The sequence below is a fragment of the Agrobacterium pusense genome (assembly GCF_900102105.1).
Lineage (GTDB): Bacteria > Pseudomonadota > Alphaproteobacteria > Rhizobiales > Rhizobiaceae > Agrobacterium > Agrobacterium pusense.
Genome location: NZ_FNBB01000001.1, coordinates 140,078 through 163,741, shown reverse-complemented (window position 1 = coordinate 163,741; position 23,664 = coordinate 140,078). Strand labels below are relative to the sequence as shown.

Here is a 23,664-nt window from a genome sequence, read left to right as displayed (position 1 = left end):
CCGCCTTTTTTGTTACGTCAGGGTCGGGTGAGGCTGTCCTTCAGCGCATTCACCCGGTCGCGGATCTGCACCAGCTCTTCCAGACCGCAACCAGTGGCATTGCCGATCGCCGCCATGATCTTCACGCCCTCTTTTTTAAGGTTCGCACCCTTTGGCGTCAGGGCCACCAGCACCTGTCGTTCGTCCACCGTCCCGCGCTTGCGGGTGATCAACCCCGCATGCTCCAGCCTTTTCAGCAGCGGGGAAAGGGTGCCGGAATCGAGCCCCAGCATTTCGCCGAGCGCCTTGACGGTGGAGGTCTCTTTCTCCCATAGCGCCATCATGACCAGATATTGCGGATAAGTCAGCCCGATTGGGTCGAGCAGCGGTTTGTAGGCCCTTGTGAAGGCATGCGCCGCGCCGTAAAGCGCAAAACATATCTGCTGGTCCAGCCTCAGCAGGCTTTCCATCTTCTTGTCGTCGCCCTCTGCACCCATTTTCCTGCTCCAAAATCAACCGGGGAGGGAACAATCGGCCCCCGCTTTCGGTTCCTGCCGCATGGATGCGCGGCGAAATTTCGTGAAAATTATCGCAAAAAACGAATTCGCATTCAATGTGCAAAATTATATTGCGCACAATTCAATTGTTCGCTATAAGAGCCTCAACGCCAACCCGAAGGAGTAATGTCATGCCAATTCTCTACACGACCAAAGCATCTGCCACCGGTGGCCGCGCCGGTAACGCCAAGTCGGAAGACGGCGTTCTCGACGTCACACTCACTGTTCCCAAGGAGCTGGGCGGTGATGGCGCCCGCGGCACCAATCCGGAACAGCTTTTTGCAGCCGGTTATTCCGCCTGCTTCCTCGGCGCCCTGAAATTCGTCGCAGGCAAGGAAAAGGTAAAGATTCCTGAAGACACCACTGTGACGGCAACCGTCGGTATCGGCCCGCGCGAAGACGGCGGCGGCTTCGGCATCGAAGTCTCGCTGAAGGCCAATATTCCTGGTGTCGAGCGCGAAGTTGCTGAAAAACTGGTTGCTGCTGCGCACATCGTCTGCCCCTACAGCCACGCCATGCGCACCTCCACGGAAGTGCCGGTCTCGGTAGCCTGATTTTTCAGGTCTGAAATGTGTGGCGGGTTCATCCCGGCCTGAAGTGGACCGCGACGTCTCCTCCGCATGCCGGACTAGATCCGGCATCCATGCCCCGGCGCGTCTGCGCCTTGAAAGGAGTCTATCGCGATCAAGGACTTGATCGCGCTGGACCCCGGATCTAGTCCGGGGTGACGGGGCGGGGCGCCCTGCACACGATAAATATCAGGCTTGGGCAGTGGATCGTCATTCCTGCGTTCATTCCGCCCTTCTTGTTTGCAGAAAGAAATGTGCTATATTCTTTCCAAGGAAAGGGTAGACCCATGAATATTCACACCAAGGCCGCCGCGGACCCCGCATCGCAAGGCAGGGTCGTCACCAAGGCTGTCATCGCCGCCGCGGAGCGGCTCGGCCTGAATGCCGCCCGCACGGCGGATATTCTTGGCGTTTCCGCGCCCACGGTGTCGCGTATGAAGCGGCTTGATTTCCTGCTGGAGCCGGGTGCCAAATCTTTTGAACTGGCTGTGTTGCTGATCCGGGTTTTCCGTTCGCTGGATGCGATTGCCGGCGGCGACGAGGCCGTGGCGAAAAGCTGGCTGCGCAATCATAACACGGCGCTCGGCGCCGTACCTGCCGACAAGCTGACTACCATTACCGGATTGATCGATGTCCTCTCCTATCTGGACGCCCGACGCGCTCCTGTCTGAAAAACGCGCTGCGGCGGGAAAATACTGGCGGTTGGTGGAGGCGCAGCACCAGGTATCCACCATGAAGCTGGTGGATACGGTGGAAGAGCAATCGCTGCTGGAAGATATTCTGGAGGCGAGCAAGCGGCCGTTTCCACCCGAATGCGCCGGTTTTGATTATCTTCTCGCGACGCCCTTCCGTTATGGCGCAGCCTATCCGCATGGCTCGCGGTTCCGCCGCGCGGGCTATACCGAAGGCGTTTATTACGCCGCCGCGAAGGTGGAAACGGCGCTTGCTGAAATGGCCTTTTACCGGCTGCTGTTCTACGCCGAATCGCCTGGCACGCCGCTGCCTGCCAATCCAGCCGATTATTCCGCCTTTGCCGCCCGCGTCGCCACCGATGCCGCGCTGGATCTGACCGAACCGGCACTCAACCGTGACGAGGCCCTGTGGACTGATCCCACGAATTACGAAGCTTGTCAGACACTGGCGGATCAGGCGCGTCTCGCCCGGATCGAGGCCATACTCTACCGCTCGGTGCGCGATCCGGCAGGCGGCCTCAACATTGCCATCCTGTCGCCGAAGGCCTTCGCCGAAAAATCGCCGGTGGAGCGGATGAGCTGGCGCATCCATCTTTCGAAAACCGGGGTGCAGGCGCTGTGCGAATTCCCGATGCGGCGAACCGGTTTTTCGGCCGCGGATTTTGCCGGTGATCCACGCCTCGCCAGCCTGCTGGGCTGACGGGCGTTCTCTGTTTCATCCTCTTGGCGGGCCGATGATGTCAGGCGGAAGCGAAAAACGCTTCCGGGTCGTCAACTTCCACCAGCCTGCGCTTGTCGATCAGCCAGAAGCGGTTTCCTACCGTTCGCACAAAACTCCTGTCATGCGAAACGAAGACGCAGCTGGCTTCACGGCTGATGATTTCCGCCTCCAGCGCTTCCTGTCCCTCGATATCCAGATGGTTCGTCGGCTCGTCCAGCAGGTAGAAATTCGGCTCCGCCAGCCTGAGCGCCAGCATGGCAAGTCGCGCCTTCTGCCCGCCTGAAAGCGTGGCGATCCGGCGTTTCTGCATTTCCATGTCGATGCCGGCGCCGGCGAGCAGGCCGTGGATGCGCTGGTCGCCAATGTCGAAGCGATGCGAGAGAAGCGTCGCCGGCGTGCTGTCGTCATCGATGTCGGCAAGCGACTGGTCGACATATCCGGCCACCAGCGAGGGCGTGGCCTTGATGCCCTCCTGAATATGGCCATCACCCGTCACCGCCGCCTGCAGCAGTGACATCAGCCGCGTCTTGCCGACACCGTTGCGACCGAGAATGACGATGCGGTCGCCCTGGCGGATGAATTGTCGGCCGGTGCGAAACAGCACTGTTCCGTCCGGCGTCGAGACGGGAACATCCTCCAGAGTGACCAGAACCTTGGCATGGGTGCCGCGATTGGCGAGCTGGATTTTGCCGGCGGATCGTTCGATATGGGCAGGGCGCGCTTTCTCCTCGATCCTTTCCGCACGCTCGCGCAATTGCTTGGTTTTAACGGTCAGGAGATCGCTGCCGGAATTGATGCCGATATTGTTGAGCTTGGCCGCCTGCCGGCGCAACTGCTGTGCGGTTTTCATGTCGCGCTGGAAACGCCGCTCATCGGCGGCGTCCTCCTCCTCCAGCGCCGCGCGCGCACGGCCATAGGGCAGGCGAAACAGCGCCGAGTTCTCAGGCCGCAGGAAAAGCGTCGTCCGCGTGACATTGTCGAGAAAGGCGCGGTCGTGGCTGACGATGATGACGGCCGTGTCGCGCGGCAGGGCGCCCAGCCAGCTTTCCAGCACGTTGATCTTTTCAAGGTCGAGATGGTTGGTCGGCTCGTCGAGCAGCAGCACGTCAGGCTCTGTGATCCAGGCCTTGGCCAGCATGGCAAGCCTCTGCCAGCCGCCGCTCAGTTCTTTCAGGCGACGCTCGCGAAACGGCTCCGGCACCAGCATGTCATCGAAGATGATGTCTGCGCGCCAGCTTTCGCTATCGATCGTATCCGCCGGCAGGGCGGAGAGCACAGCATCCCGCATGGTCAATTCCATCAGGGCGGCAGGCGGATTTTGGCGCACGATGGACTGGGTGAGCCCGCGCAGCCGGGTGATGTCGCCGCTACTGGGCTCCATGTCGCCCACCAGGCAATTGAGCAGGGTGGACTTGCCGCAACCATTGGCGGCGACGATGCCGATGCGGTCGCCCGCATTCACGGTGAGGCTGAGATTGGAAAAAAGCGGTTTGCCAAGGATGATACCGAGGTTGCGCAGCGTAATGATGGTCATGATGTCGTCTCTGGCGAAGACGGACCCGCACCGTTGCCTGCGCGTGCAGGACGGGGTTTCGGTTATCGGTGATCCGTCGTGAAACTATGCGCAATGGCAGACGAACTGCGTCCTGCGCGGCCTTTTAGGCAAACCAGAGGGTGGTGTTCCGGTCAGCCCTGCAAACGTGTCCGCAGGGCAAAAAGGTGGCAGAGCTGACGATTGCGCCAGAAGCAGGAAATATCCATGCGAAGCCTCCTTTCTTGAAACGGGTTGAACCGCCCGACCATTAACAGCGGCGGCGATCCGTTGCAACCCGCTTTGAGAAGGGGTGGGTAGGGGCGATGCGGCAAGGCCTGCCCGGCGGGAGAGGTAGTCGATGCCGCACCTGATCCTTTCAGCCGGGCTCGTTTGGCCCGCTGGCGTCATTGGTTGCCGACACGCGCCCGCAGTTCTTCGACATGAGCGGCGATTTCAGGTGTCACCGCGTCGCCGAAGTCTTCCATTTCAAACATGGGGCGGATTTCGATTTCGCTGCGCTCCAACATCGGGTTCGGGCAGCGTTTCACCCATTCCACCGCCTCGTCCATGTCCTTCACGTTCCAGATCCAGAAACCGGCGACCAGCTCGTTGGTGTGCGGGAAGGGACCGTCGATCACGGTGCGGCTGTCGCCGTCGAAGATCACGCGCTTACCCTTGGAGGAGGGGTGCAGGCCGTCGCCGGACTGCATGATGCCGGCATTGACCAGTTCTTCGTTGAATTTCCCCATTGCCTCCATCAGTTCCGTCGTCGGCATCACGCCGTCTTCGCTGCTTTTTGTGGCTTTTACAAAAACGATTGCACGCATGATCATTCCTCCTGGATTGCGTTTCGTTCAGTTTCGCTCTCCGGCGCGACAACCGGATGACAGTCTTGCCGGGGCGCTCCGCCCCTGTCAGCCAAGATCGATGAGGTCGCGGCGCAGTCTTTCAGGGTCACCGCTTCCAATCTTTGCTTCGATTTCCGCATGGGTCTGCTCCCATATCGGGAATGCGGCGGCGAGTACGGCCATCCCCTCAGCCGTCAGCCGCAGCCGTTTGCCGCGCTTGTCCTTCGGGTCCTGTTCGATGCTGACCAGCCCGCGCCGCTCCAGCGGCTTCAGCGCCGCCGTCAACGTCGTGCGGTCCATCGCCAGAAGATTGGCGACCGGCCCCATCGGCGGTGGCTCCGGGCGGTTCAGCGACATCAGCAGCGAAAATTGACCATTGTTGATGCCCACCGGCTTCAACGCATTGTCGAACAGCCGTGCCAGCGCCCGTGCCGCACGCTGTGCATGCAGGCACAGGCAGGAATCACGCACGAGAATGGTTGTCGCAAAAGGAATCACGCTGACGTTTGACATGCGCTAAATATGTTGATATCAACCTAATTAGTCAAGCGGAACTTGGTGCTCTGCAGACTGTTTGTTGCCTTTCAGCACAGAAATAGGCGGTGCCGGCCGTTGGGACGGAGCGGCGCCGAGGTGAAGGACGGATCCAAGGAGGAAAGATCATGTCTCATCCCGTCGTTTCAAAAGAGGAGTGGCTTGCGGCCCGCCGCGATCTGCTGGTGAAGGAAAAGGAATTGACCCGTGCCCGTGACAGGCTGAACGAAGCCCGTCGCGCATTGCCGTGGGAGGAGGTGACGAAGGATTATATCTTCGACGCGCCTTCCGGCCCCAAATCGCTGCAGGAGTTGTTCGGTGATTGCAGTCAGCTGATCGTCTACCACTTCATGCTGGCGCCGGACTGGGAGGAGGGCTGCATTGGCTGCTCCTTCTTCGCCGATCACGTCGATGGCGCGCTGATCCATCTCAAGTATGGCGATGCTGGCTTCGTCGCGGTGTCGCGGGCACCGCTTGAAAAGATCGAAAGCTACAAAAACCGCATGGGTTGGAAATTCCCCTGGGTTTCAGCCGCAGGCACGGATTTCAATTACGATTATCAGGCCTCGTTTCGCGACGAGGACATGGCAAGCGGCGAAATCACCTACAATTACCGTGACATGGCGCCCTATGGCGACCTGAAGGACCTGCACGGCATCAGCGTTTTCGCCAAGGGCGAGGAAGGCAAGATCTATCACACCTATTCCACTTATGCCCGCGGCGCGGAGCAGACGCTCGGCACATTGATGCTGCTCGATCTGGTGCCAAAAGGCCGTAATGAAGAGGGTGTAATGGATTGGGTGCGCCGCCACGACCAATATGAGGACGCGCCGAAAGCCGCATCCTGCTGCCACTGAAAACGGCAAGACGAGAGGAGGAGACGACAATGGAAATGGAAAGCGTCAAGCCGCAGAAGGAACACGAATTCCTGTCTAGGCTCGTCGGCGACTGGGTAATGGTTGCCGGCCATGAAGGATACGATCCTGATGATCCGGACCAGCGTTTTACGGAGACCGTCCGCTCCATCGGCGGGTTGTGGGTCATCGGCGAAGGCTCCGGCAGGATGCCTGACGGCGACCGGATGACGGCCGTCATAACGGTCGGCTTCGATCCGGCCAAGGGCAATTTTGTCGGCACCTGGGTAGGGTCGATGATGACGCATCTCTGGGTCTACAAGGGCTGGCTGGAAGAGGACGGCAAGACCCTGACGCTGGAAGCGGAAGGCCCCGCTTTCGACGGTTCCGGTGGCACCGCGACCTATCACGACGTGCTGGTGCTGCATGATGACAATCACCGCAGTTTCTCCGGCAGCGTCAGGCAGCCGGACGGCACATTCAAGACCTTCATGACATCGGAGTTCCGGCGCAAGTCGTAAAGCTCGCCCGGACTTGATCTGAACGAACGTGCCGCCGCGCCCTGCGGCGGGCGCTTGCCGAAACACCCGCCAAACCCTCCATAGGAGACGACAATGTCCGATACGCATGGAAAATTCATCTGGGTCGAGCTGATGACACCCGACATGGAAGCGGCCGCCCGCTTTTATGGTCATGTCGTTGGCTGGCAGACCAAGGATTTCGGCTCGCCGGAAATGCCCTATCTCGTGCTGGAAGCCGACGGCAAGGGCATGGGCGGCGTCATGGAACTGACCGACGAGCACAAGGGCCAGGGCATTCCGCCGAACTGGACGGCCTATGTCGATGTCGACGATGTGGACGCGACGGCAAAACGTTTTGCCGAAAAAGGTGGCGCGATCCGACGTCCGCCGCAGGACATCCCGGAAATCGGCCGCTTTGCCGTGGTGGCCGATCCCTATGGCGCCGTGCTCTGCATCATGACGCCGCAGCCGATGGAAACCGGCGGTTTCCCTGAGGATACACAAGCGAAACAGGGCCATGTCGGCTGGTACGAACTCTTCACCGACAATGTCGATGAAGCGATGGCCTTCTACGGCGATGTCTTCGGCTGGACCAAGGACCATGATTTCGACATGGGCGAAATGGGCCCGTACCGCATCTTCGCCCACAAGGGTAAAGCCGTTGGCGGCATCATGAAACGCATGCCGCAGGTTCCCGTCTGCCATTGGGGTTATTACTTCAATGTGGATGGCATCGATGACGCCATCACTCGCGTCAGCACCGGCGGCGGACAGGTCGTCAACGGCCCGATGGAGGTGCCCGGCGACAGCTGGATCGTTAACTGCGTCGATCCGCAGGGTGCCTATTTCTCGCTGGTCTCGCAGAAGAAATAAGTCTGTTGCTGATGATCTGCCGGGGCAACGTCCGGCAGATCATCTCTCTCTCGACAGGCGAACGTGATCGATAAAGGCCCGCAGCTTCGGCGCAAGGTTGCGACGGCTGGGATAATAAAGATAAAACCCTGCGAAGCTGGGCGAATAGTCTTCCAGCATGGAAACAAGCTCTCCGCGCTCCAGATAGGGCCGGAATGTCTCTTCCATGCCAAAGGTAATGCCTGCACCGGCACAGGCGAGCTTGATCATCAGCTGCATGTCGTTGGTGGTGAAAGCAGGCTCCACCGCCACCGCAAACTCCCGGCCGCTTTCGGCAAATTCCCATCTGTATGGCGCAATACCCGGACGAGGCCGCCAGCCAATACACCTGTGCTCGATCAACTCGCTCGGCTGCGTCGGTAGGGCGAAACTGTTACGGTATCCAGGAGAACAGACGGCAAGCTGCCGCTGGGGAACTGATACCGGAACGGCAATCATATCCTGTTCGATAAGCTCTCCCAGACGCACGCCGGCATCATAATGCTCGGCGACAATATCGAATTCTTCATCCGTCACGACGATGTCGAGCTGCACTTCGGGATGTGCCTCGGCAAAGCTTGCGAGCAGAGGTCCCGACAAGAAACGTTCTGCAATGGACGACACCGCCAGCCGAAGCTGACCGCGCACCGTGCCGCCAAGCGATGAGGCTGCCTGCGCCGCCTGCGAGATCGCGCCTATGGAAGACGAGACATCAGCGTAAAGCTGCTGCCCCGCTTCCGTCAGGCTCACGCTGCGGGTGGTTCGTTGGACCAGCGCAATTCCCATTGTCTCCTCAAGCTTGCGGATGGTCTGGCTGACGGCGGAGCGGGTGACGCCCAGCCTGTCCGCGACGGCGCGAAAATTCCGTTCCTCGGCAACAAGGCAGAACGTCGAAACAGCATTGAGATCAATGTTCATTGGTTAGAAATTCTATCCATTGAGGTAAATATTAAGGCGGTTATCGCGACAATGCCTGAGCGCTATCTTCCCTGCAACGGTCGATTTCGAAAAAGCCGACCGTAACAGCAAGGAGATAGCCATGACATTGAACAAAGTTGTTCTCATCACGGGTGCATCGAGCGGGATCGGTGAAGGCATTGCGCGAGAGCTGGCCGCCGCCGGCGCAAAACTGGTGCTCGGCGCGCGCCGGCTGGATCGCCTTGAGGCGCTGGCCGAAGAACTGCGCCAGGCAGGGGCCGACGTCGTCGTCCATCCGCTTGACGTCACCGATAGGCAGAGCGTCGAAGCCTTTGCCGAGGCAGGCCGCAAGGCGTTCGGCGAGATCGACGTCATCGTCAACAATGCCGGCATCATGCCGCTGTCGCTGATGTTGTCGCTCAAGGTCGATGAATGGGACCGCATGATCGACGTCAACATTAAGGGCGTGCTTTATGGCGTCGCGGCCGTTCTCCCCGAGATGACCGCGCGCGCCTCGGGCCATATCATCAACATCGCTTCCATTGGCGCGCTCGCGGTCTCGCCAACGGCGGCCGTTTATTGCGCCACGAAATTTGCCGTGCGGGCGATTTCGGACGGGCTGCGTCAGGAAAACCGCGATCTGCGTGTCACCTGCATTCACCCCGGCGTGGTGGAAAGCGAACTCGCCCATACCATCAGCGACCCCGCCGCTGCCGAACTGATGCAGAGCTACAGGGCCATCGCCCTGAAGCCGGACGCGATCGGCCGCGCGGTGCGCTACGCCATCGAACAGCCTGACGATGTGGACGTCAACGAAATCGTCGTCCGCCCAACCGCTGCCTGAGGAGATTGAGATGAAAGCCATTTTTTCAAGTGCACTTGCGATTGCATTGCTCGCGGGAAATGCCGTCGCGCTCGCAAATACGCAGTATCCGGATGACCGGTTGAAACGTGGCGATGATGTCGTCCGCAGCCTCAACAATGGCCAGCCGCAAGCCAATCTGGAACGCATGCGGCAGGAGTTTCCGTTCCTGGCGCAGGCAACGGAGGGATATGCCCTGGGTGAGGTCTGGTCGCGGCCGGGGCTGGACAACCGCACCCGCCAGCTGGCCGCCGTCGCTGTCATGGCGGCCCTTGGCGAGCGCGATCTGATGAAAGTCCATGCCGGCTATGCGCTGAATGTGGGCGCAACCGACGAGGAACTGAAGGAGATGATCTATCTCATCACCGTCCCGGCCGGTTTCCCAAAAGCCATCGCCGCATCACGCACGCTTGCGGAACTGTTCGAGGAACGCCGCGCCAATGCCGCAACGGGAGTGGAGAGACAATGAACATCGTATCGACATCGGTTGCGCTTCTGCTTGCGGCGGCTTCCGCCGAAGGGGAGAACCGCAAATCTGGCAACGCCACGGAAGTGAACATGACCGAAAACGCGGAGATCCAGAACCATCCGTATGTCGGCATGTGGGTCACCGGCGATGGCCACGTTCGTCAGGAACTTCTGCCCAATGGCCGCTATGACGAGGCGCGGGGTAACCGCAAGAGCGCCTATCAGGGACGGTATGAGGTGAAGGGCAACCACATCGACTATTGGGACGATACCGGCTTTACGGCCGATGGCGAGTTCGTCGACGACATTCTCTACCACGGCGGCATGATCTTCTACCGCGAGAAGTGATAACCACGCCAATCAAGCGCCGCCCGCTCCATCGCGAGCGGGCGGCGCGCTTGTTGCTATCGCTTCAAACTACCCAAAATCCCGCGTACGATGGCGCGGCCTACCGAAGTCGCGACCGAACGGGCAGCACTTTTCATCGCGGCCTCGATCACCGTTTCGCGCTGGTAGCCGGAACGGCGCGTGCCGCCGTTGCGTGAGCCGCTGGAATTTTGCGCAGGTTCGTCATCACCGAAGCCGGGCAGGCGCCAGCGGCCGGAGGCGTTGTCGGACTGGTTTTGGGCATTTTCTTCTTCAGCACGCTTCGCAGCCTCGGCCTCCGCCGCCTTCTGGGCACGGGCGGCAAGAATCTCGAAAGCCGATTCCCGGTCTATATCCTTGTCGTATTGGCCGGAGACGGGGCTGAGATCGATCAGCGATTTGCGTTCCGCATCCGTCAGCGGTCCGACGCGGCCGGATGGTGGCCTGACGAGCGTGCGCTCGACGATGGAGGGCGCACCCTTGTCGTGCAGGGTGGAAATCAGCGCTTCACCCGTGCCGAGCGTGGTGATGGTATCCGCCGTGTTGAAGGCCGGGTTCTGTCGAAAAGTATCGGCTGCCGTGCGCACGGCTTTCTGTTCGCGCGGCGTATAGGCGCGCAGCGCATGCTGCACGCGGTTGCCGAGCTGGGCAAGCACGGTCTCCGGCACGTCGAGCGGGTTCTGCGTCACGAAATAAACGCCAACGCCCTTGGAGCGGATGAGGCGCACGACCTGCTCCACACGCTCCACCAACACGCGCGGCGCATCGTTGAACAGCAGATGCGCTTCATCGAAGAAGAACACCAGACGCGGCTTTTCCGGATCGCCGACCTCGGGAAGCTCTTCGAAGAGTTCGGAGAGCATCCAGAGCAGGAAGGTGGCGTAAAGGCGCGGGTTCATCATCAGCTTGTCGGCGGCGAGAACCGAAACCGTGCCGCGCCCATCCGTGCCCACACGCATGATGTCGGCGATCTTCAACGCCGGCTCGCCGAAGAAATTGGCAGCGCCCTGCTGTTCGAGAACCAGCAGCCCGCGCTGCAGCGAACCGACCGAAGCCTTGGAAATCAGGCCGAACTGGTTGGAGAGTTCCGTTGCGTTTTCGCCCATATAGTTGAGGAGCGATTGCAGGTCTTTCAGATCGAGCAGCGGCAGCCCGCCCTGATCGGCGATCTTGAAGGCGATGTTGAGAACGCCTTCCTGCGCCTCGGAAGCATCCATCAGCCGGGCGAGCAGCAGCGGCCCCATTTCGGCGATGGTGGCACGCACGCGATGGCCTTTTTCGCCATAGAGATCCCAGAAGATGACAGGCGACTTGCCGTAGGAAAAATCGGTGAAGCCGATCTGTTCGGCGCGCTTCTGGACCCAGTCCTTCGCTTCGCCTTCCGCCGCGATTCCGGAAAGGTCACCCTTGATATCGGCGCAGAAGACCGGCACGCCGGCCTTCGAAAAACCTTCTGCCAGAACCTGCAACGTCACGGTCTTGCCCGTGCCTGTCGCGCCGGTGATGAGGCCGTGGCGGTTGCCGAATTTCAGTTCCAGATATTCGCCCTTGTTCAGGCTGTCATCCGGATTGCGGCTGGTGCCGATATAGAGCTGTCCGTCCTGCAACATCGACCAATTTCTCCTGCGGCTGAAACACGACCCCTAAAATCGCGGCGGATTTTGCAAAAGTCATGTCCGAATTAAAAGTGTTCCGGCATGATAGGGACACTCCGGCAGGGAGCAGCCCTTTCATAGTTTGGTTGCGATGATCTTATAAGGACAGTTTCAAGGCGCAACAACTGCTTGATGGCGATGAAGAAAAAGCGCTTGATGAAAGTTGCCGCACCGCTCATGGCCGCTTGAATGCCGCATGAGATTGTTTTACGTTGACGTTAACGTCAGTTCGCAGAAGTTGACGTCGTTTTTCAACAGGAGGCAAGAATGAACGAAGTCGTGGATCAGATCGCCGCAAAGGCGGGGATCGACCCTGAACTGGCTGAAAAGGCCATTGGCATGATTCTCGGTTTTCTCCAGCGCGAGGCTGCAGACGGCCCGATCGCGCGGATGATTGAAGCCATTCCCGGCGCGAGCGAGCTGGTGGCGCAGTATAATGGCGAAGGTGCCGGCGGCGGCGGTCTGCTTGGTGGCCTGATGAGCGCCATCGGCGGCGGCGGCATCATGGGGCTTGGCCAGCAGCTGATGAGCCAGGGCCTTGGCATGAGCGAGATTTCCACCCTCGCCAAGGAAACCATCGCCGCTGCCCGCCAGCATGCCGGCGATGAAACCGTCGATCAGGTGATCGCCTCGGTCCCGGGCCTCAGCCAGTTCGCCTGAGCCGGACTATTCCATCGCGGGGCGTGGCGGCTGTTCGTTGAACAGGCGCCGCGCCTCTTCTATTTCGGCATGGTGCGTTTCCGCCCATATCCACACCCCGCAAAAAGCGCTGCCCAGCGTGCGGCCAAGGTTCGTCAGGCCATAATCCACATGTGGGGGAATGACGGGATGCACCGTGCGGCGCACCAGCCCGTCGCTTTCCATCTGCCGCAGCGTCTTCGTCAGCATCTTCTGGCTGATATTGCCCACATGTTTGCCAATCTGCGTAAAGCGCAGCGTGCCGTGCTCTTCCAGCACTTCGAGAATGAGCATCGTCCATTTGTCGGCCACCTTGGCAATGATGTCCTGAACCAGCGCCTCTATTGCCGGATCTGTATCCGTCGGTGGCGGAACCTTGCGCCGGTTCTCGATGGCCGGGTCGGCTGCATGCCGCTTCATCTTACACTCTCCATTTGGTAAGTATAAATCTTTTGGGTGCCTACTTTCGATTGGAGAGTATCATAGCTAACTTCCTTTCAGCCAACAAGCAAAGGATGTTCCCATGAAAATCTCTGGCAATACCATTCTCATCACCGGCGGCGGTTCCGGCATCGGTCGTGCTCTGGCGGAGGCCTTTCACAAGGCCGGCAACAGGGTCATCATTTCCGGCCGGCGCAAGGCCGTGCTCGACGAGGTGACGGCCGCCAATCCCGGCATGGCCTCGATGGTGATGGATGCGACGGACGCGGCAGGCATCCGCGCTTTCGCAGAGGCTGTCGTAGAGGCCCATCCCACTCTCAACGCCGTTATCAACAATGCCGGCATCATGCGGCCGGAAGACATCGCCGCAGCCCCGGATTATCTGGACACGGCCGAAGAAACCATCGCCACCAATCTTCTTGCACCCATCCGCCTGACGGCGGCGCTTTTGCCGCATTTCCTCAAGCAACCCGCTGCGACGGTGCTGACGGTCTCCTCCGGCCTCGCCTTCGTGCCGATGGTGCTGACCCCCACCTACAGCGCCACCAAATCCGCCATTCATGCCTATTCGGTCGCTCTGCGCGAGCAGCTTGAAGAGACGCCGGTGGAAGTCATCGAAATCGTGCCGCCTTACGTGCAGACGACGCTGATGGGTGAGGGGCAGGCGAAGGATGAAAGAGCCATGCCGCTTGATGCCTTCATTGCCGAGGTCATGGATATCCTCGAAAATCGTCCGGACGAGAAGGAAGTGGTGGTGGAACGCTGCAAGCCGCTGCGGTTTGCCGCGCAGAACGGAAATTTCGATCAGGTCTTCGCCATGATCAACCATATGCATCCTTGAGCGGCAACGTCTGTCGCATGGGGACATCCTGTGATAGCGTCGCGCTCCTATCTGAGGAGTGCGCGCTTTCATGGCCCAAGGCCGGTTCCTGATGCCGAAAACCAGCATGCCCGGTGTCGTCGCCGTAGTGGCGGATAGCGATCGTTCTTTTCCACGCCATATGCATGATCAATTCGGTATCGGCGTCATCGAACGCGGCGCACAGAAATCGCTTTCCGGCCGTGGCATGGTGGAAGCGGCCTCCGGTCAGGTCATCACCGTCAATCCCGGCGAGATACATGACGGTATCCCGCTCGGGGAGGGCGGCCGCGCCTGGCGGATGCTCTATCTCGACATCGATATCGTGCGCGATGTCATTGCCGATGTCTGTGAGAAGGATCGCGGCTTTTTCGAATTCGCCTATCCTGTTGATGCAAGGCCTCTGGCGGAGCGGTTCAACGCTGTCTTTTCCGCCGTCACTGCGAAGGAACGACCGGGCGAAACCCTGCACAGCGACGAGACCTTGCTGATGCTTCTGGCGGCTGCGATGGAGACGGCGGCTAAACCGCCCGTGGTGACCTCGCCCGACACCATCAGGCGCGCGAAAAGCAGCATCGATGACGACCCTGCCCACCCGTTCCGCCTTGCCGATCTGGCCGCGGAAGCCGGCATGAGCCAATTCCGTTTCCTGCGCGCCTTCGCAAAAGCAACCGGCCTGACGCCGCACAGCTATCTTCTCCAGCGGCGCGTCCATCTGGCCCGGCACGCGCTGGCCGGAGGTAAGCCGCCGGCCGAGGTTGCCTTCCTTGCCGGTTTTGCCGACCAGAGCCATCTGAACCGGGTTTTCGTGCGCCAGTTCGGGGTGACGCCGGCGGTTTACCGGGCGGCGACGGGCGGCGGATCGTCGCTCTCTTCCGTCATGCCGGACTAGATCCGGCATCCAGCCATGGCGCGTCTGCGCCGTGAAAGAAGTCTTTCGTGGTCAAGGACTTGACCACGCTGGACCCCGGCTCGGGGGCCGGGGTGACGGTGTGCGGATTTGGCCCTGCAATTTCATCCAAGACAACGATCCCACGCACCCTCATGCTCCTGTCCTCCACCCACAGGACAGACCCACCATGACACCTGAATTCCTCATCACATCCTTCATCGTCGCCGCCTCTCCGGGCACCGGCGTGGTCTACACGCTGGCGGCCGGCCTTTCGCAGGGGGCGCGGGCGAGCGTCATTGCGGCTTTCGGCTGCACGCTCGGCATCGTGCCGCATCTGCTCGCCGCCATCACCGGTCTTGCCGCCATCCTGCACACCAGCGCGCTCGCCTTCGGCGTCGTCAAATATCTCGGTGTCGCCTATCTGCTCTACATGGCGTGGAACACGCTGCGGGAGAATGGCGCGCTGAAGATCGATGAGACGAGGCAGCCGCAAAAAGCCGCCCGCGTCATCGGTGAGGCGATCCTCATCAATCTGCTGAACCCGAAACTGTCGATCTTCTTTTTTGCCTTCCTGCCGCAGTTCATCGCGCCGGATGAGGCTTTGCCGACATGGCGCATGGTCGATCTCGGGCTGATCTTCATGGCCATGACGTTTCTGGTCTTTGCGCTTTACGGCTGTTTTGCCGCCTCGGTCCGGCGGCAGGTGGTGTCACGCCCGGCGGTCCTCGCCTGGCTGAGACGCAGCTTCGCCGCCGCATTCGTGGCGCTGGGGGCAAAGCTGGCCTTGACCGAGCGATAAGACGGGACCGCAAGGCCCCGTCGCCTCAGTTGTCCCAGTCGGGCGCGAGGTGGCCGGGGCTGACAATGCGGCCATTTGGCTTTGCCAGCGCATGGATTGCCAGCATTTCTTCTTCCGAGAGCGCAAAATCGAAAATATCGAAATTTTCCTTGAGGCGGCTTTCCGTCGCCGTCTTGGAAAGCGCCACGATATCCGGCTGTTGTACCGCCCAGCGAAGGGTTACCTGCGCGGCGGTTTTGCCATGCCTCGCGCCGATATCCTTCAGAACAGGGTCGTTCGGCACCTTGCCGTCGGCCATCAGGTAATAGGCTGTCACCGACATGCCGTGCTTGCGCGCAGCCGCAATCACCTTCGTCTGGTCGAGATAGGGGTGATATTCGATCTGGTTGGTGGCAAGCGGCGTGTCGGACAGTTTCACCGCCTCTTCGGTCAGCGCCACGTTAAAGTTGGAAATGCCGATATTGCGCGCCTTTCCGGCCTTGCGCACCGCGTTCAGCGCGCCCATGCGCTCGGCAAGCGGCACATCGCTCTTTGGCCAGTGCAGCAGCAAAAGGTCAACATAGTCGGTCTTCAGCTTTGCAAGACTCTCATCAACGGAAGCGAGAAAATCGTCGTGGCGATAGCGGTCTACCCAGACCTTGGTGGTCAGGAATATATCGTGCCGGGAAATGCCCGACTTGGCGATGACTTCGCCCACGGCCCCTTCGTTTTTGTAGATCTGCGCGGTATCGACATGGCGGAAACCGAGCTTCAGCGCCTCCGGCAGAATGCGCCTGACATCGTCTTCCGGAATGCGGAAGGTGCCGAAACCGAGGGCGGGAATGTTCGCGCCATTTGCGCTGACGTCATACATGGGATGTCTCTCCTGTTTGCTGAAACATGGCCGGCGCGGGACGCCGGGGGGCAGGGAAGCTGTCTTTCATTAACTGGTATCCGCACGATCGGTTTCAACCCGGCGACGCCAGTCACATCAGCACGTAATCCACCGGACGCGGATCGGCCGGCAGGTCGGTATCGCCGATCGCCTCGCGCAGATTGATCTCGATTGTGGTGGCAAGGGCATTGATCGGCAGCGCGTTGAGGCCGGTGCCGAAGGGGTCCTCCAGCTCGTCGGACAGCGCATCGAGGCCGAAAAACGTATAGGCGATCAACGTACTCGTGAAAGGCGTCGCCCAGCCGAGCAGATCGGTGAAACCGAACGGCAGGAGAAGGCAGAAAAGATGCGCGGTCCGGTGCAGCAGCAGCGAATAACCGAAAGGAACCGGCGTGTGGCGAATGCGCTCGCACGAAGCCTGTGCGGCGCCCATCTGCTGCACGGTCGCATCCAGCATCTGCAACTGTATATCGCTGATCTGGCCTTTGCCATGAGCGGAGACGATGGCGCCGGAGATTTCCCGCAGCAGCATGTCCGGCCTGTTGCGGCTGCGGGCATAGGTCAGCGAAAGGTCCTCCGGAATGAGGTCGGTGGTGACCGTCGCATTCGCCGGACGCAGATGTGAGACCAGCGCGTGACAGAAGGCGATGACAAGATCGGTGATCCGTCTGCGGGTGACGGGATCGGCCACATCCTGCCGGCCTTCCAGCATCACGGTCTGACGCGAGAGCGTGCGGGCCACGGTAATCAGCGCGCCCCACTGCTTGCGGGCTTCCCACCAGCGGTCGTAACAGGCATTGGCACGAAAACCGAGGAATACGGAAAGCGCGATGCCGAGCAGCGAGAACGGCGCTCCATTTAGCGCCGGCACCAGATCCGGGCGATCCTTGTGCGCCCAGACCACCAGCGTCGACAGCAGGAAAACCGCAAGCACCTGCGGAAAGATGCGGACGATGATGGAGCCGCGCACGATGAGGAAAAGCTGCAGCAGGCTCGGTTTTGGACGAACGATCATGGTGGAAACTCGAAATGCCTGTGGCGGGTGGGGGCGCGTGAAAATGCCCGACCCTATCTACATGCTGGCTACGCGGCCTTGTCCACCCTTTTTTGCGTGGTTGCGCACGGCGGCTGGCAGCGCTACGCGTCTATCGCGGGCATCGTCAATAGATGATCCGACCGTGCGGGGTGGAAGGAAATGTCGCGTGTCACGTTCACAACGGCTTCTTGATCTGTTGCAGATTCTTCGTTCCCACCGCATGCCAGTGAGTGGTGCAGCCCTTGCCGCGAAGACCGGCGTCAGCCTGCGCACGCTCTACCGTGATATAGCAACGCTTCAGGCGCAGGGCGCCGATATCGAGGGCGAAGCGGGCGTGGGTTATGTGCTGCGTCCCGGTTTCCTGCTGCCGCCGTTGATGTTTTCCCAGCACGAAATCGAGGCGCTGGTGCTCGGCTCGCGCTGGGTGGCGGGCCGCGCCGATGCCGGACTGGCGGAGGCTGCGCGCGCCGCACTCGTCAAGATCGGCGCCGTTCTGCCCGAAGCCCTGCGGGAGGAACTCGATCATTCCACCCTGCTTGTCGGTCCGGGGCAGGGGCTTGCGGCCATCCATGTCGATCTGGCGGCCATTCGCGATACGATTCGCAGGGAAAGCAGGGTCGTCATCACCTATCGCGACGAAAAGGGAGACGTGACGGAGCGGGTTATCTGGCCTTTCGCACTCGCTTTTTTCGATCTGGTGCGGGTGGTGCTGGGCTGGTGCGAGACACGGCAGGACTACCGCAGTTTCCGGGCTGACCGCATCGAAAGCTCTCGTCCCCTCGACGGCCGTTATCCGCGCCGCCGCCAGGTGCTGCTGAAAGAATGGCGCGAACGGGAAAAACAGCGGCGGCGGCAACATGCTGACAAAAACTGACAGCATCGGGGTCTAGAAACCGTTCATCCGCAACACAGGAGAACAACCATGACCCACCCCGATTTCACCATTCTTTACGTCGATAATCCGCCGGCCAGCACCGAGTTCTACAAGGCCCTGCTGGGCGTTGATCCCGTCGAAGCCTCCCCGACATTTTCCCTCTTCGTCCTTGCCAACGGCATGAAGCTCGGCCTCTGGTCGCGGCACACGGTGGAACCGAAGGCATCCGTTACGGGCGGCGGCGTCGAACTCGCCTTCCGCGTCGAAAACGACCTTCAGGTGGAAGAAACTTTCGCGAGCTGGAAGGAAAGAGGCGTCGCCATGCTGCAGCAGCCAGCGAAAATGGAGTTCGGTTATACCTTCACGGCCGCCGACCCGGACAGCCATCGCCTCCGGGTCTATGCCTTCGCGAGCTGATGACAAGCGGCTTGGCCGGGTTGGTCAAACAAAGCCATCCTCGTCCACGCACGCGGTATTCCGCACGCTCCTGCTCCGCACTCTCCTCATCCCTGTGCTTGTCACAGGGATCCAGTCGACGCGCGTCTGCGCGGCGGGGAGAGCCCTGCCAGCCCAAGGACTTGGGCTGGCTGGATTCCTGGGACAGGCACAGGAATGAGGGCGGTGGGGAGGCGTCCGCGTGTGACAATCGCACGTCGCATCTGATGCCCTACGTCTTGACCGCCACGACAAAAAGGCGGGGAAACCGCAGAAGCAACCGGCCATCCGCCATCGGCGGATAGGCCTCCCTGATACGCCGCGTATAGTCGGCGAGAAAGGCTTCGCGGTTCTCCTCGCCGGCGGCGGCGAGATAGGGGCGCAGCCCCGTGCCTTTCACCCATTCGACAATGCTATCCGCATCTTTCATCGGGTGATTATAGATCGTGTGCCACACATCCACCCGCACGGATTTCGGTGAAAGCGCGTTGAAATAATCCGAAGGTGCGGGCAGGGGTTTGCGCCGCAACCGGCCATCGGAGAAAGTCTGCTTCCATGGGCCTTCGTCACCTGTCTCATGCATCGCGATATGCGTCGGCTCCTGCAGATTGTCAGGCATCTGCACGGCCAGAACGCCGCCGCTTTCCAGCTGGTCCATCAGTTGCGAAAGAATGGCGAGATGATCCGGCACCCACTGGAAAACGGCATTGGCGTAAAGCAGGTCCGCCTTCTGCGCCGGTTTCCAATGCGCGAGGTCGGCCTTGCCGAAGCGGGTGGTCGGCAGCCGGTCTGCTGCCTTCGCCAGCATATCATCATCGCTATCAATACCGGTGATGACATTGACGCCGTAACGGTCGGTCAGAAGCTCGGTGGAATTGCCGGGACCGCAACCGAGGTCATAGCCGTTCAGCACCCGCTCCAGCGGCACCTGGGCCAGGAGATCCCGCGCCGGGCGCGTCCGCTCGTCTTCGAATTTCAGATATTGCTGTGCGGACCATGCCATGATTTTTCTCCTGCGGACTGCCGTCAGATCGTCAGCATCGCATGGGCGAAATCGCCCCGCCATCATTCAATCGATGAATTATTGTGATGAATCTATTCACCAACCTTTTGTTTCGCCTCATAAAACATCCTGCCGGGGCCGCTGCTTTGTTATTTTCCATCAAAATCAGAAATCGCGGCAATTAAAACTTGACCTCATTGAGGGAGAGGCATTCACTCCGGCCGATTTCCCGCACATGCCAGGTTGCGCGCGCACAGCGTTCCTCATCCGGCAATGCATCAGAACAAAAAGACGGAGCGTTTTTTACCGAACGGAAACGCTCGAGACAGGAGACCATCATGAGCGTCGATACCGCACCCCGATCAACCACCTGGACCTATGTTGACGGTCAATGGCTGCCTGGCAATCCGCCGCTCATCGGGCCAACCTCGCATGCCATGTGGCTGGCCTCTACGGTATTCGATGGTGCACGCTGGTTCGATGGCGTCGCGCCTGATCTTGATCTGCACTGCCAGCGCGTCAATCGCTCTGCCGTCAACATGGGCATGAAGCCGACCATGACCGCCGAGGAAATCGAGGCCCTGGCGCTCGAGGGCGTCAAGAAATTTGATGGCAAGATGGCGATCTATATCAAGCCGATGTACTGGGCCGAACACGGCATGCCCGGCAGCGTCGTTGCACCGGATGCCAGTTCCACCCGGTTTGCGCTCTGCCTTTTCGAGGCGCCGATGGACGCCGGCAAGCCGCTGACGCTCACCGTCTCGCCGCTGCGCCGCCCCTCGCCGGAAACGGCGATGACGGACGCGAAGGCAGGCAGCCTTTATCCGAATAGCGGCCGCGCGATTCTGGAAGCGCGCTCACGCGGTTTCGACAACGCCCTGATGCGGGACATGAACGGCAATGTCGCAGAATCCGCCTCGGCCAACATCTTCATGGTCAAGGACGGCGTCGTTCTCACGCCGGTCCCGAACCGTACCTTCCTTGCCGGCATCACCCGTTCACGCGTGATCGGTCTTCTGCGCCAGGCCGGTTTTGACGTGCGGGAAGCGACGCTTTCGGTTGAGGATTTCCGTGAGGCCGACGAAATCTTCTGCTCCGGCAACTATTCCAAGGTTTCGCCTGTCGTGAAGCTCGACGACCGTGAGCTGCAGGCCGGCCCGGTCGCCCGCAAGGCGCTTGATCTTTACATGGAATGGGCACGTCTCGGCGCAGACGTCTGAATTCTGCATCTATTCGCGTGAAACGGCCATGACAAACATTCGTTCGGTCATGGCCATTTTTTGCGATGCAAAAAAACCCTGAAAACAGGGGGTAATTTAATCCAATTTTAGAAAACAGAATTGTAGCTTGCGACATCTTCACTTCCGGGCAGCGGGGGCCGCCAGATGTCTTTCAGCATTCGAAATGTACTTGTTGGTTTTTTTCTCACCATCAGCCTTGCACTTGCCGGTTTGGTCGGCAACGAAGCCTGGCGCTCGGTCAATCGTGCCAGCGCCTTTTCTGAGGTTGCGCAGCTTGTCGCGCTCGACAAGCTTCTCTTCAACGCGCTTCTGAATTTCCGCAGTGAGCGCGGCGACAGCGCCACCGCGCTCACTGTCGATCCTTCGAAATCCGCGGGCAGCGTCGCCAGCGTGCAGGCGGCGCGTCAGAAGGTGGATGCCGCCATGACGGCCTTTATCGCGCAGTCTCCGTCGATTGCAGATGCGAAGCTCCAGGGGCCGCTCAAGCGCGTGAGCGATGTCTACGCACAGTTCGTCGACCTGCGAAAGAAGGTGGACGCCAATATTTCCCAGCCGCTTGATCGGCGCGAAAACGGCCTCGACAAGACCGTGATGACGCTGGGCGCCGATTTCCTTGCGTCTCTCGAAGCCGGCTCGACTGCGTTGGAAGGCGCCGTCCGTTCGCTGGATCAGGGCCAGACAGGCCTCATCCAGCTGCGATCCTACGGCTGGTCCGCCCGCGCGCTTGGTGGCAGCGCCACCGTTGTCCTCAACGCTGCTGTGGCGCAGAACCGTCCTCTTACCGCCCAGGAAATGCAGCAGCTCGGCGCCTTCGATGCCGGCGCGGCTTTCGCGTGGAAAGCAACGGGCGATCTCGTGGCGCATGAATCGGCGCCGCAATCGCTCAAGGACATCTACGCCACTGCGGACAAGACTTATTTCAAGGGCGATTTCAACGCCCAGCGAACCAAGCTCATCGAAGACCTGAACAATGGCCGCACGCCGTCCTTTACCATGGATAGCTGGCGCACCACCGTCACGGAAAATCTCGGCACGATTGCCAAGATCGCTTCTGCCGCCATGGACGTGCTGGATGCCAACGCCGAGAAGGCGAAACAGGAAGCCTTCACCGATGCGGTGATCTTTCTCGCGGTCTTCGTGGTCACGCTTGCCCTCTGCATTGTCTCGCTCGCCGTCATCGTCGGCCGCGTCACCCGGCCGATCAGCCGGCTGACCAATGCCATGATGGCACTGTCGGGCGGCAATCTAGCAATCGATATCGCTGGCGCAAAACGCGGTGACGAGATCGGCGAGATGGCCCGGGCCGTGGAAGTTTTCCGTGAGGCCGCCATCCGCAATCGGCAGCTGGAGGCGGATGCCGTCGCAAACCGGGAACAGGCCGAACGCGACCGCATCGAGCTGCAGCAGCGTGCCGAGGCCGAAGCCGAAGCACGGCTCAACCAGGCGACGGGTTCGCTGGCAGGCGGCCTGCGCCGCCTCGCCTCGGGCGATATGCTCTGCGAGATCGCCACGCCATTCGCGCCGCAATTCGAGGCGCTACGGCACGATTTCAACAGCTCCGTGCACCAGCTTCGCGAAGCGCTGACCAGCGTCGGCCAGTCCGTGCAGACGGTGAATGGCGGCGCACACGAGGTGTCGTCGGCATCCGACGATCTTTCCCGCCGCACCGAACAGCAGGCCGCCTCCCTGGAAGAGACAGCCGCCGCGCTGGAAGAGATCACCGCCAACGTGTCCGCCACGTCCAAACGCGCCGGCGAAGCGCGCGACACGGTACGGGAAGCGCGGACGAAGGCCGATCTTTCCGGCAAGGTGGTGCGCGATGCCGTTGCCGCCATGGAACGCATCGAACATTCCTCGCGTCAGATCGGTCAGATCATCGGCGTGATCGATGAGATCGCCTTCCAGACCAACCTTCTGGCGCTGAATGCCGGCGTTGAAGCGGCGAGGGCGGGCGATGCCGGCAAGGGCTTTGCCGTCGTTGCACAGGAGGTGCGCGAACTGGCGCAGCGCTCGGCCAATGCGGCCAAGGAAATCAAGCAGCTCATCAATACGTCAGCCGTTGCGGTGGGCGAAGGCGTGAAGCTGGTGGCCGATACCGGCGTCGGGCTTTCCGAGATCGAGCAGCTGGTGCTCTCCGTCAACAGCCACATGGACGCCATCGCCACGGCGGCGCAGGAACAGTCGGCCGGCCTTTCCGAGGTCAACACCGCCGTCAACCACATGGATCAGGCCACGCAGCAGAATGCCGCTATGGTCGAGGAAATGAATGCGGCCGGTGCGGGGCTCGCACAGGAATGCGCCAACCTCCAGGCGTTGCTGGCGCAGTTCCAGCTCGGCCACCAGACCTCGGCCCTGCGGGAGACGGCGCGGCAGATGCAGCGCGCTGCAAGCCCGGCCCCTGCGCCGGTCACCTCCGCCCCGAAAGCCCGCCCGATCGCTGCACGCGGCAATGCGGCACTGGCCGTGAAGGGTGACGACTGGACGGAGTTTTGAGAACGAAACTCGTGGACTGAATGTGTGGGTGGAGGCTTGGTTATGGGCTCCGTCACCCCGGACTGGATCC

Annotated in this window: 27 protein-coding genes; 17 read left to right on the top strand and 10 right to left on the bottom strand. The window is 60.7% G+C overall.

Annotated features, from left to right (window positions below; translation table 11 throughout):
- Positions 1–17 precede the first annotated feature (17 nt).
- Complete coding sequence (locus BLU28_RS00900) at positions 18–476, bottom strand: MarR family winged helix-turn-helix transcriptional regulator (protein WP_004440509.1); 459 nt, start codon at positions 474–476, stop codon at positions 18–20.
- A gap of 191 nt (positions 477–667) precedes the next feature.
- On the opposite strand from BLU28_RS00900, the gene BLU28_RS00895 reads away from it, so the two are divergent.
- From BLU28_RS00895 to BLU28_RS00885, 3 genes are all read left to right on the top strand, one after another.
- The gene (locus BLU28_RS00895) at positions 668–1,090 is read left to right on the top strand and encodes an organic hydroperoxide resistance protein (RefSeq protein WP_003509379.1); all 423 of its coding nucleotides are present in this window, start codon (positions 668–670) and stop codon (positions 1,088–1,090) included.
- Between the two features lie 302 nt (positions 1,091–1,392).
- Entirely contained in the window at positions 1,393–1,776 is a 384-nt protein-coding gene (locus tag BLU28_RS00890; protein ID WP_077986733.1) for an MbcA/ParS/Xre antitoxin family protein, read from the top strand.
- Positions 1,736–2,497, top strand: coding sequence for an RES family NAD+ phosphorylase (locus BLU28_RS00885; protein WP_004440518.1), 762 nt, complete (start codon positions 1,736–1,738; stop codon positions 2,495–2,497). Before BLU28_RS00890 ends, BLU28_RS00885 begins: the two co-directional genes overlap by 41 nt.
- A 40-nt stretch (positions 2,498–2,537) precedes the next feature.
- On the opposite strand, the gene BLU28_RS00880 is transcribed toward BLU28_RS00885, so the two are convergent.
- The 3 genes from BLU28_RS00880 to BLU28_RS00870 all read right to left on the bottom strand — a co-directional run bounded on the left by BLU28_RS00880 (position 2,538) and on the right by BLU28_RS00870 (position 5,413).
- Positions 2,538–4,052 (bottom strand): ABC-F family ATP-binding cassette domain-containing protein, encoded by a 1,515-nt coding sequence (locus BLU28_RS00880; RefSeq protein ID WP_077986734.1) that lies wholly within the window; start codon positions 4,050–4,052, stop codon positions 2,538–2,540.
- 404 nt (positions 4,053–4,456) lie between these two features.
- Positions 4,457–4,879: a YciI family protein gene (locus BLU28_RS00875; RefSeq protein WP_004440523.1), complete on the bottom strand. Its 423-nt coding sequence runs from the start codon at positions 4,877–4,879 to the stop codon at positions 4,457–4,459.
- An 87-nt stretch (positions 4,880–4,966) separates the two neighbouring features.
- Entirely contained in the window at positions 4,967–5,413 is a 447-nt protein-coding gene (locus tag BLU28_RS00870) for a MarR family winged helix-turn-helix transcriptional regulator (protein WP_006700023.1), read from the bottom strand.
- A 149-nt stretch (positions 5,414–5,562) separates the two neighbouring features.
- Between BLU28_RS00870 and BLU28_RS00865 the strand changes: the two genes are divergently transcribed.
- The 3 genes from BLU28_RS00865 (at position 5,563) to BLU28_RS00855 (ending at position 7,682) form a co-directional block, all read left to right on the top strand.
- Entirely contained in the window at positions 5,563–6,291 is a 729-nt protein-coding gene (locus BLU28_RS00865; RefSeq protein ID WP_077986735.1) for a DUF899 domain-containing protein, read from the top strand.
- Positions 6,292–6,320: 29 nt separating this feature from the next.
- Entirely contained in the window at positions 6,321–6,809 is a 489-nt protein-coding gene (locus BLU28_RS00860; protein WP_006700024.1) for a DUF1579 domain-containing protein, read from the top strand.
- 93 nt (positions 6,810–6,902) lie between these two features.
- On the top strand, positions 6,903–7,682 hold the full coding sequence (locus tag BLU28_RS00855) for a VOC family protein (protein ID WP_077986736.1): 780 nt from the start codon (positions 6,903–6,905) through the stop codon (positions 7,680–7,682).
- A 39-nt stretch (positions 7,683–7,721) separates the two neighbouring features.
- On the opposite strand, the gene BLU28_RS00850 is transcribed toward BLU28_RS00855, so the two are convergent.
- Positions 7,722–8,618 carry a LysR family transcriptional regulator gene (locus tag BLU28_RS00850; protein ID WP_022555795.1) on the bottom strand — a complete coding sequence of 299 codons (897 nt, stop codon included), beginning with the start codon at positions 8,616–8,618 and terminating at the stop codon, positions 7,722–7,724.
- Positions 8,619–8,739: 121 nt separating this feature from the next.
- Between BLU28_RS00850 and BLU28_RS00845 the strand changes: the two genes are divergently transcribed.
- The 3 genes from BLU28_RS00845 to BLU28_RS00835 are packed head-to-tail and all read left to right on the top strand — an operon-like array spanning position 8,740 to position 10,296.
- Positions 8,740–9,462, top strand: a complete 723-nt coding sequence (locus BLU28_RS00845; RefSeq protein ID WP_077986737.1) for an SDR family oxidoreductase — start codon at positions 8,740–8,742, stop codon at positions 9,460–9,462.
- 10 nt (positions 9,463–9,472) lie between these two features.
- A complete protein-coding gene (locus BLU28_RS00840) occupies positions 9,473–9,949 on the top strand; it encodes a carboxymuconolactone decarboxylase family protein (protein ID WP_168247083.1) in 477 nt (158 codons plus the stop codon).
- Positions 9,946–10,296 (top strand): Atu4866 domain-containing protein, encoded by a 351-nt coding sequence (locus BLU28_RS00835; RefSeq protein ID WP_035209481.1) that lies wholly within the window; start codon positions 9,946–9,948, stop codon positions 10,294–10,296. The genes BLU28_RS00840 and BLU28_RS00835 overlap by 4 nt, the downstream gene beginning before the upstream one ends.
- Positions 10,297–10,352: 56 nt before the next feature.
- On the opposite strand, the gene BLU28_RS00830 is transcribed toward BLU28_RS00835, so the two are convergent.
- Positions 10,353–11,924 (bottom strand): helicase HerA-like C-terminal domain-containing protein, encoded by a 1,572-nt coding sequence (locus BLU28_RS00830; RefSeq protein ID WP_006700030.1) that lies wholly within the window; start codon positions 11,922–11,924, stop codon positions 10,353–10,355.
- A 312-nt stretch (positions 11,925–12,236) separates the two neighbouring features.
- On the opposite strand from BLU28_RS00830, the gene BLU28_RS00820 reads away from it, so the two are divergent.
- Positions 12,237–12,629 carry a hypothetical protein gene (locus tag BLU28_RS00820; RefSeq protein ID WP_045532513.1) on the top strand — a complete coding sequence of 131 codons (393 nt, stop codon included), beginning with the start codon at positions 12,237–12,239 and terminating at the stop codon, positions 12,627–12,629.
- Positions 12,630–12,635: 6 nt separating this feature from the next.
- Here the strand turns inward: BLU28_RS00820 and BLU28_RS00815 are convergent, their stop codons facing one another.
- Complete coding sequence (locus tag BLU28_RS00815) at positions 12,636–13,067, bottom strand: winged helix-turn-helix transcriptional regulator (RefSeq protein WP_006700031.1); 432 nt, start codon at positions 13,065–13,067, stop codon at positions 12,636–12,638.
- Between the two features lie 103 nt (positions 13,068–13,170).
- On the opposite strand from BLU28_RS00815, the gene BLU28_RS00810 reads away from it, so the two are divergent.
- From BLU28_RS00810 to BLU28_RS00800, 3 genes are all read left to right on the top strand, one after another.
- Positions 13,171–13,929, top strand: coding sequence for an SDR family oxidoreductase (locus BLU28_RS00810; RefSeq protein ID WP_077986740.1), 759 nt, complete (start codon positions 13,171–13,173; stop codon positions 13,927–13,929).
- Between the two features lie 70 nt (positions 13,930–13,999).
- The gene (locus BLU28_RS00805) at positions 14,000–14,839 is read left to right on the top strand and encodes a helix-turn-helix transcriptional regulator (RefSeq protein WP_077986741.1); all 840 of its coding nucleotides are present in this window, start codon (positions 14,000–14,002) and stop codon (positions 14,837–14,839) included.
- A 187-nt stretch (positions 14,840–15,026) separates the two neighbouring features.
- Positions 15,027–15,638 (top strand): LysE family translocator, encoded by a 612-nt coding sequence (locus tag BLU28_RS00800; protein WP_077986742.1) that lies wholly within the window; start codon positions 15,027–15,029, stop codon positions 15,636–15,638.
- A gap of 25 nt (positions 15,639–15,663) precedes the next feature.
- On the opposite strand, the gene BLU28_RS00795 is transcribed toward BLU28_RS00800, so the two are convergent.
- Both BLU28_RS00795 and BLU28_RS00790 read right to left on the bottom strand, forming a co-directional pair.
- Positions 15,664–16,491 (bottom strand): aldo/keto reductase, encoded by an 828-nt coding sequence (locus BLU28_RS00795; protein ID WP_077986743.1) that lies wholly within the window; start codon positions 16,489–16,491, stop codon positions 15,664–15,666.
- Positions 16,492–16,603: 112 nt separating this feature from the next.
- The gene (locus BLU28_RS00790) at positions 16,604–17,527 is read right to left on the bottom strand and encodes a bestrophin family protein (protein WP_077986744.1); all 924 of its coding nucleotides are present in this window, start codon (positions 17,525–17,527) and stop codon (positions 16,604–16,606) included.
- 187 nt (positions 17,528–17,714) lie between these two features.
- Here BLU28_RS00790 and BLU28_RS00785 point away from each other — a divergent pair, with 187 nt between their 5' ends.
- Both BLU28_RS00785 and BLU28_RS00780 read left to right on the top strand, forming a co-directional pair.
- Positions 17,715–18,422, top strand: a complete 708-nt coding sequence (locus BLU28_RS00785; RefSeq protein ID WP_077986745.1) for a helix-turn-helix transcriptional regulator — start codon at positions 17,715–17,717, stop codon at positions 18,420–18,422.
- A gap of 48 nt (positions 18,423–18,470) precedes the next feature.
- Positions 18,471–18,839 (top strand): VOC family protein, encoded by a 369-nt coding sequence (locus BLU28_RS00780; RefSeq protein WP_077986746.1) that lies wholly within the window; start codon positions 18,471–18,473, stop codon positions 18,837–18,839.
- Between the two features lie 250 nt (positions 18,840–19,089).
- Here BLU28_RS00780 and tam read toward each other — a convergent pair whose 3' ends face one another.
- Positions 19,090–19,860 (bottom strand): trans-aconitate 2-methyltransferase, encoded by a 771-nt coding sequence (tam, locus tag BLU28_RS00775; RefSeq protein ID WP_004440553.1) that lies wholly within the window; start codon positions 19,858–19,860, stop codon positions 19,090–19,092.
- Positions 19,861–20,198: 338 nt separating this feature from the next.
- Here tam and BLU28_RS00770 point away from each other — a divergent pair, with 338 nt between their 5' ends.
- Positions 20,199–21,080 (top strand): branched-chain amino acid aminotransferase, encoded by an 882-nt coding sequence (locus BLU28_RS00770; RefSeq protein WP_004440555.1) that lies wholly within the window; start codon positions 20,199–20,201, stop codon positions 21,078–21,080.
- A gap of 165 nt (positions 21,081–21,245) precedes the next feature.
- A complete protein-coding gene (locus BLU28_RS00765; RefSeq protein ID WP_034495901.1) occupies positions 21,246–23,594 on the top strand; it encodes a methyl-accepting chemotaxis protein in 2,349 nt (782 codons plus the stop codon).
- Positions 23,595–23,664 lie beyond the last annotated feature (70 nt).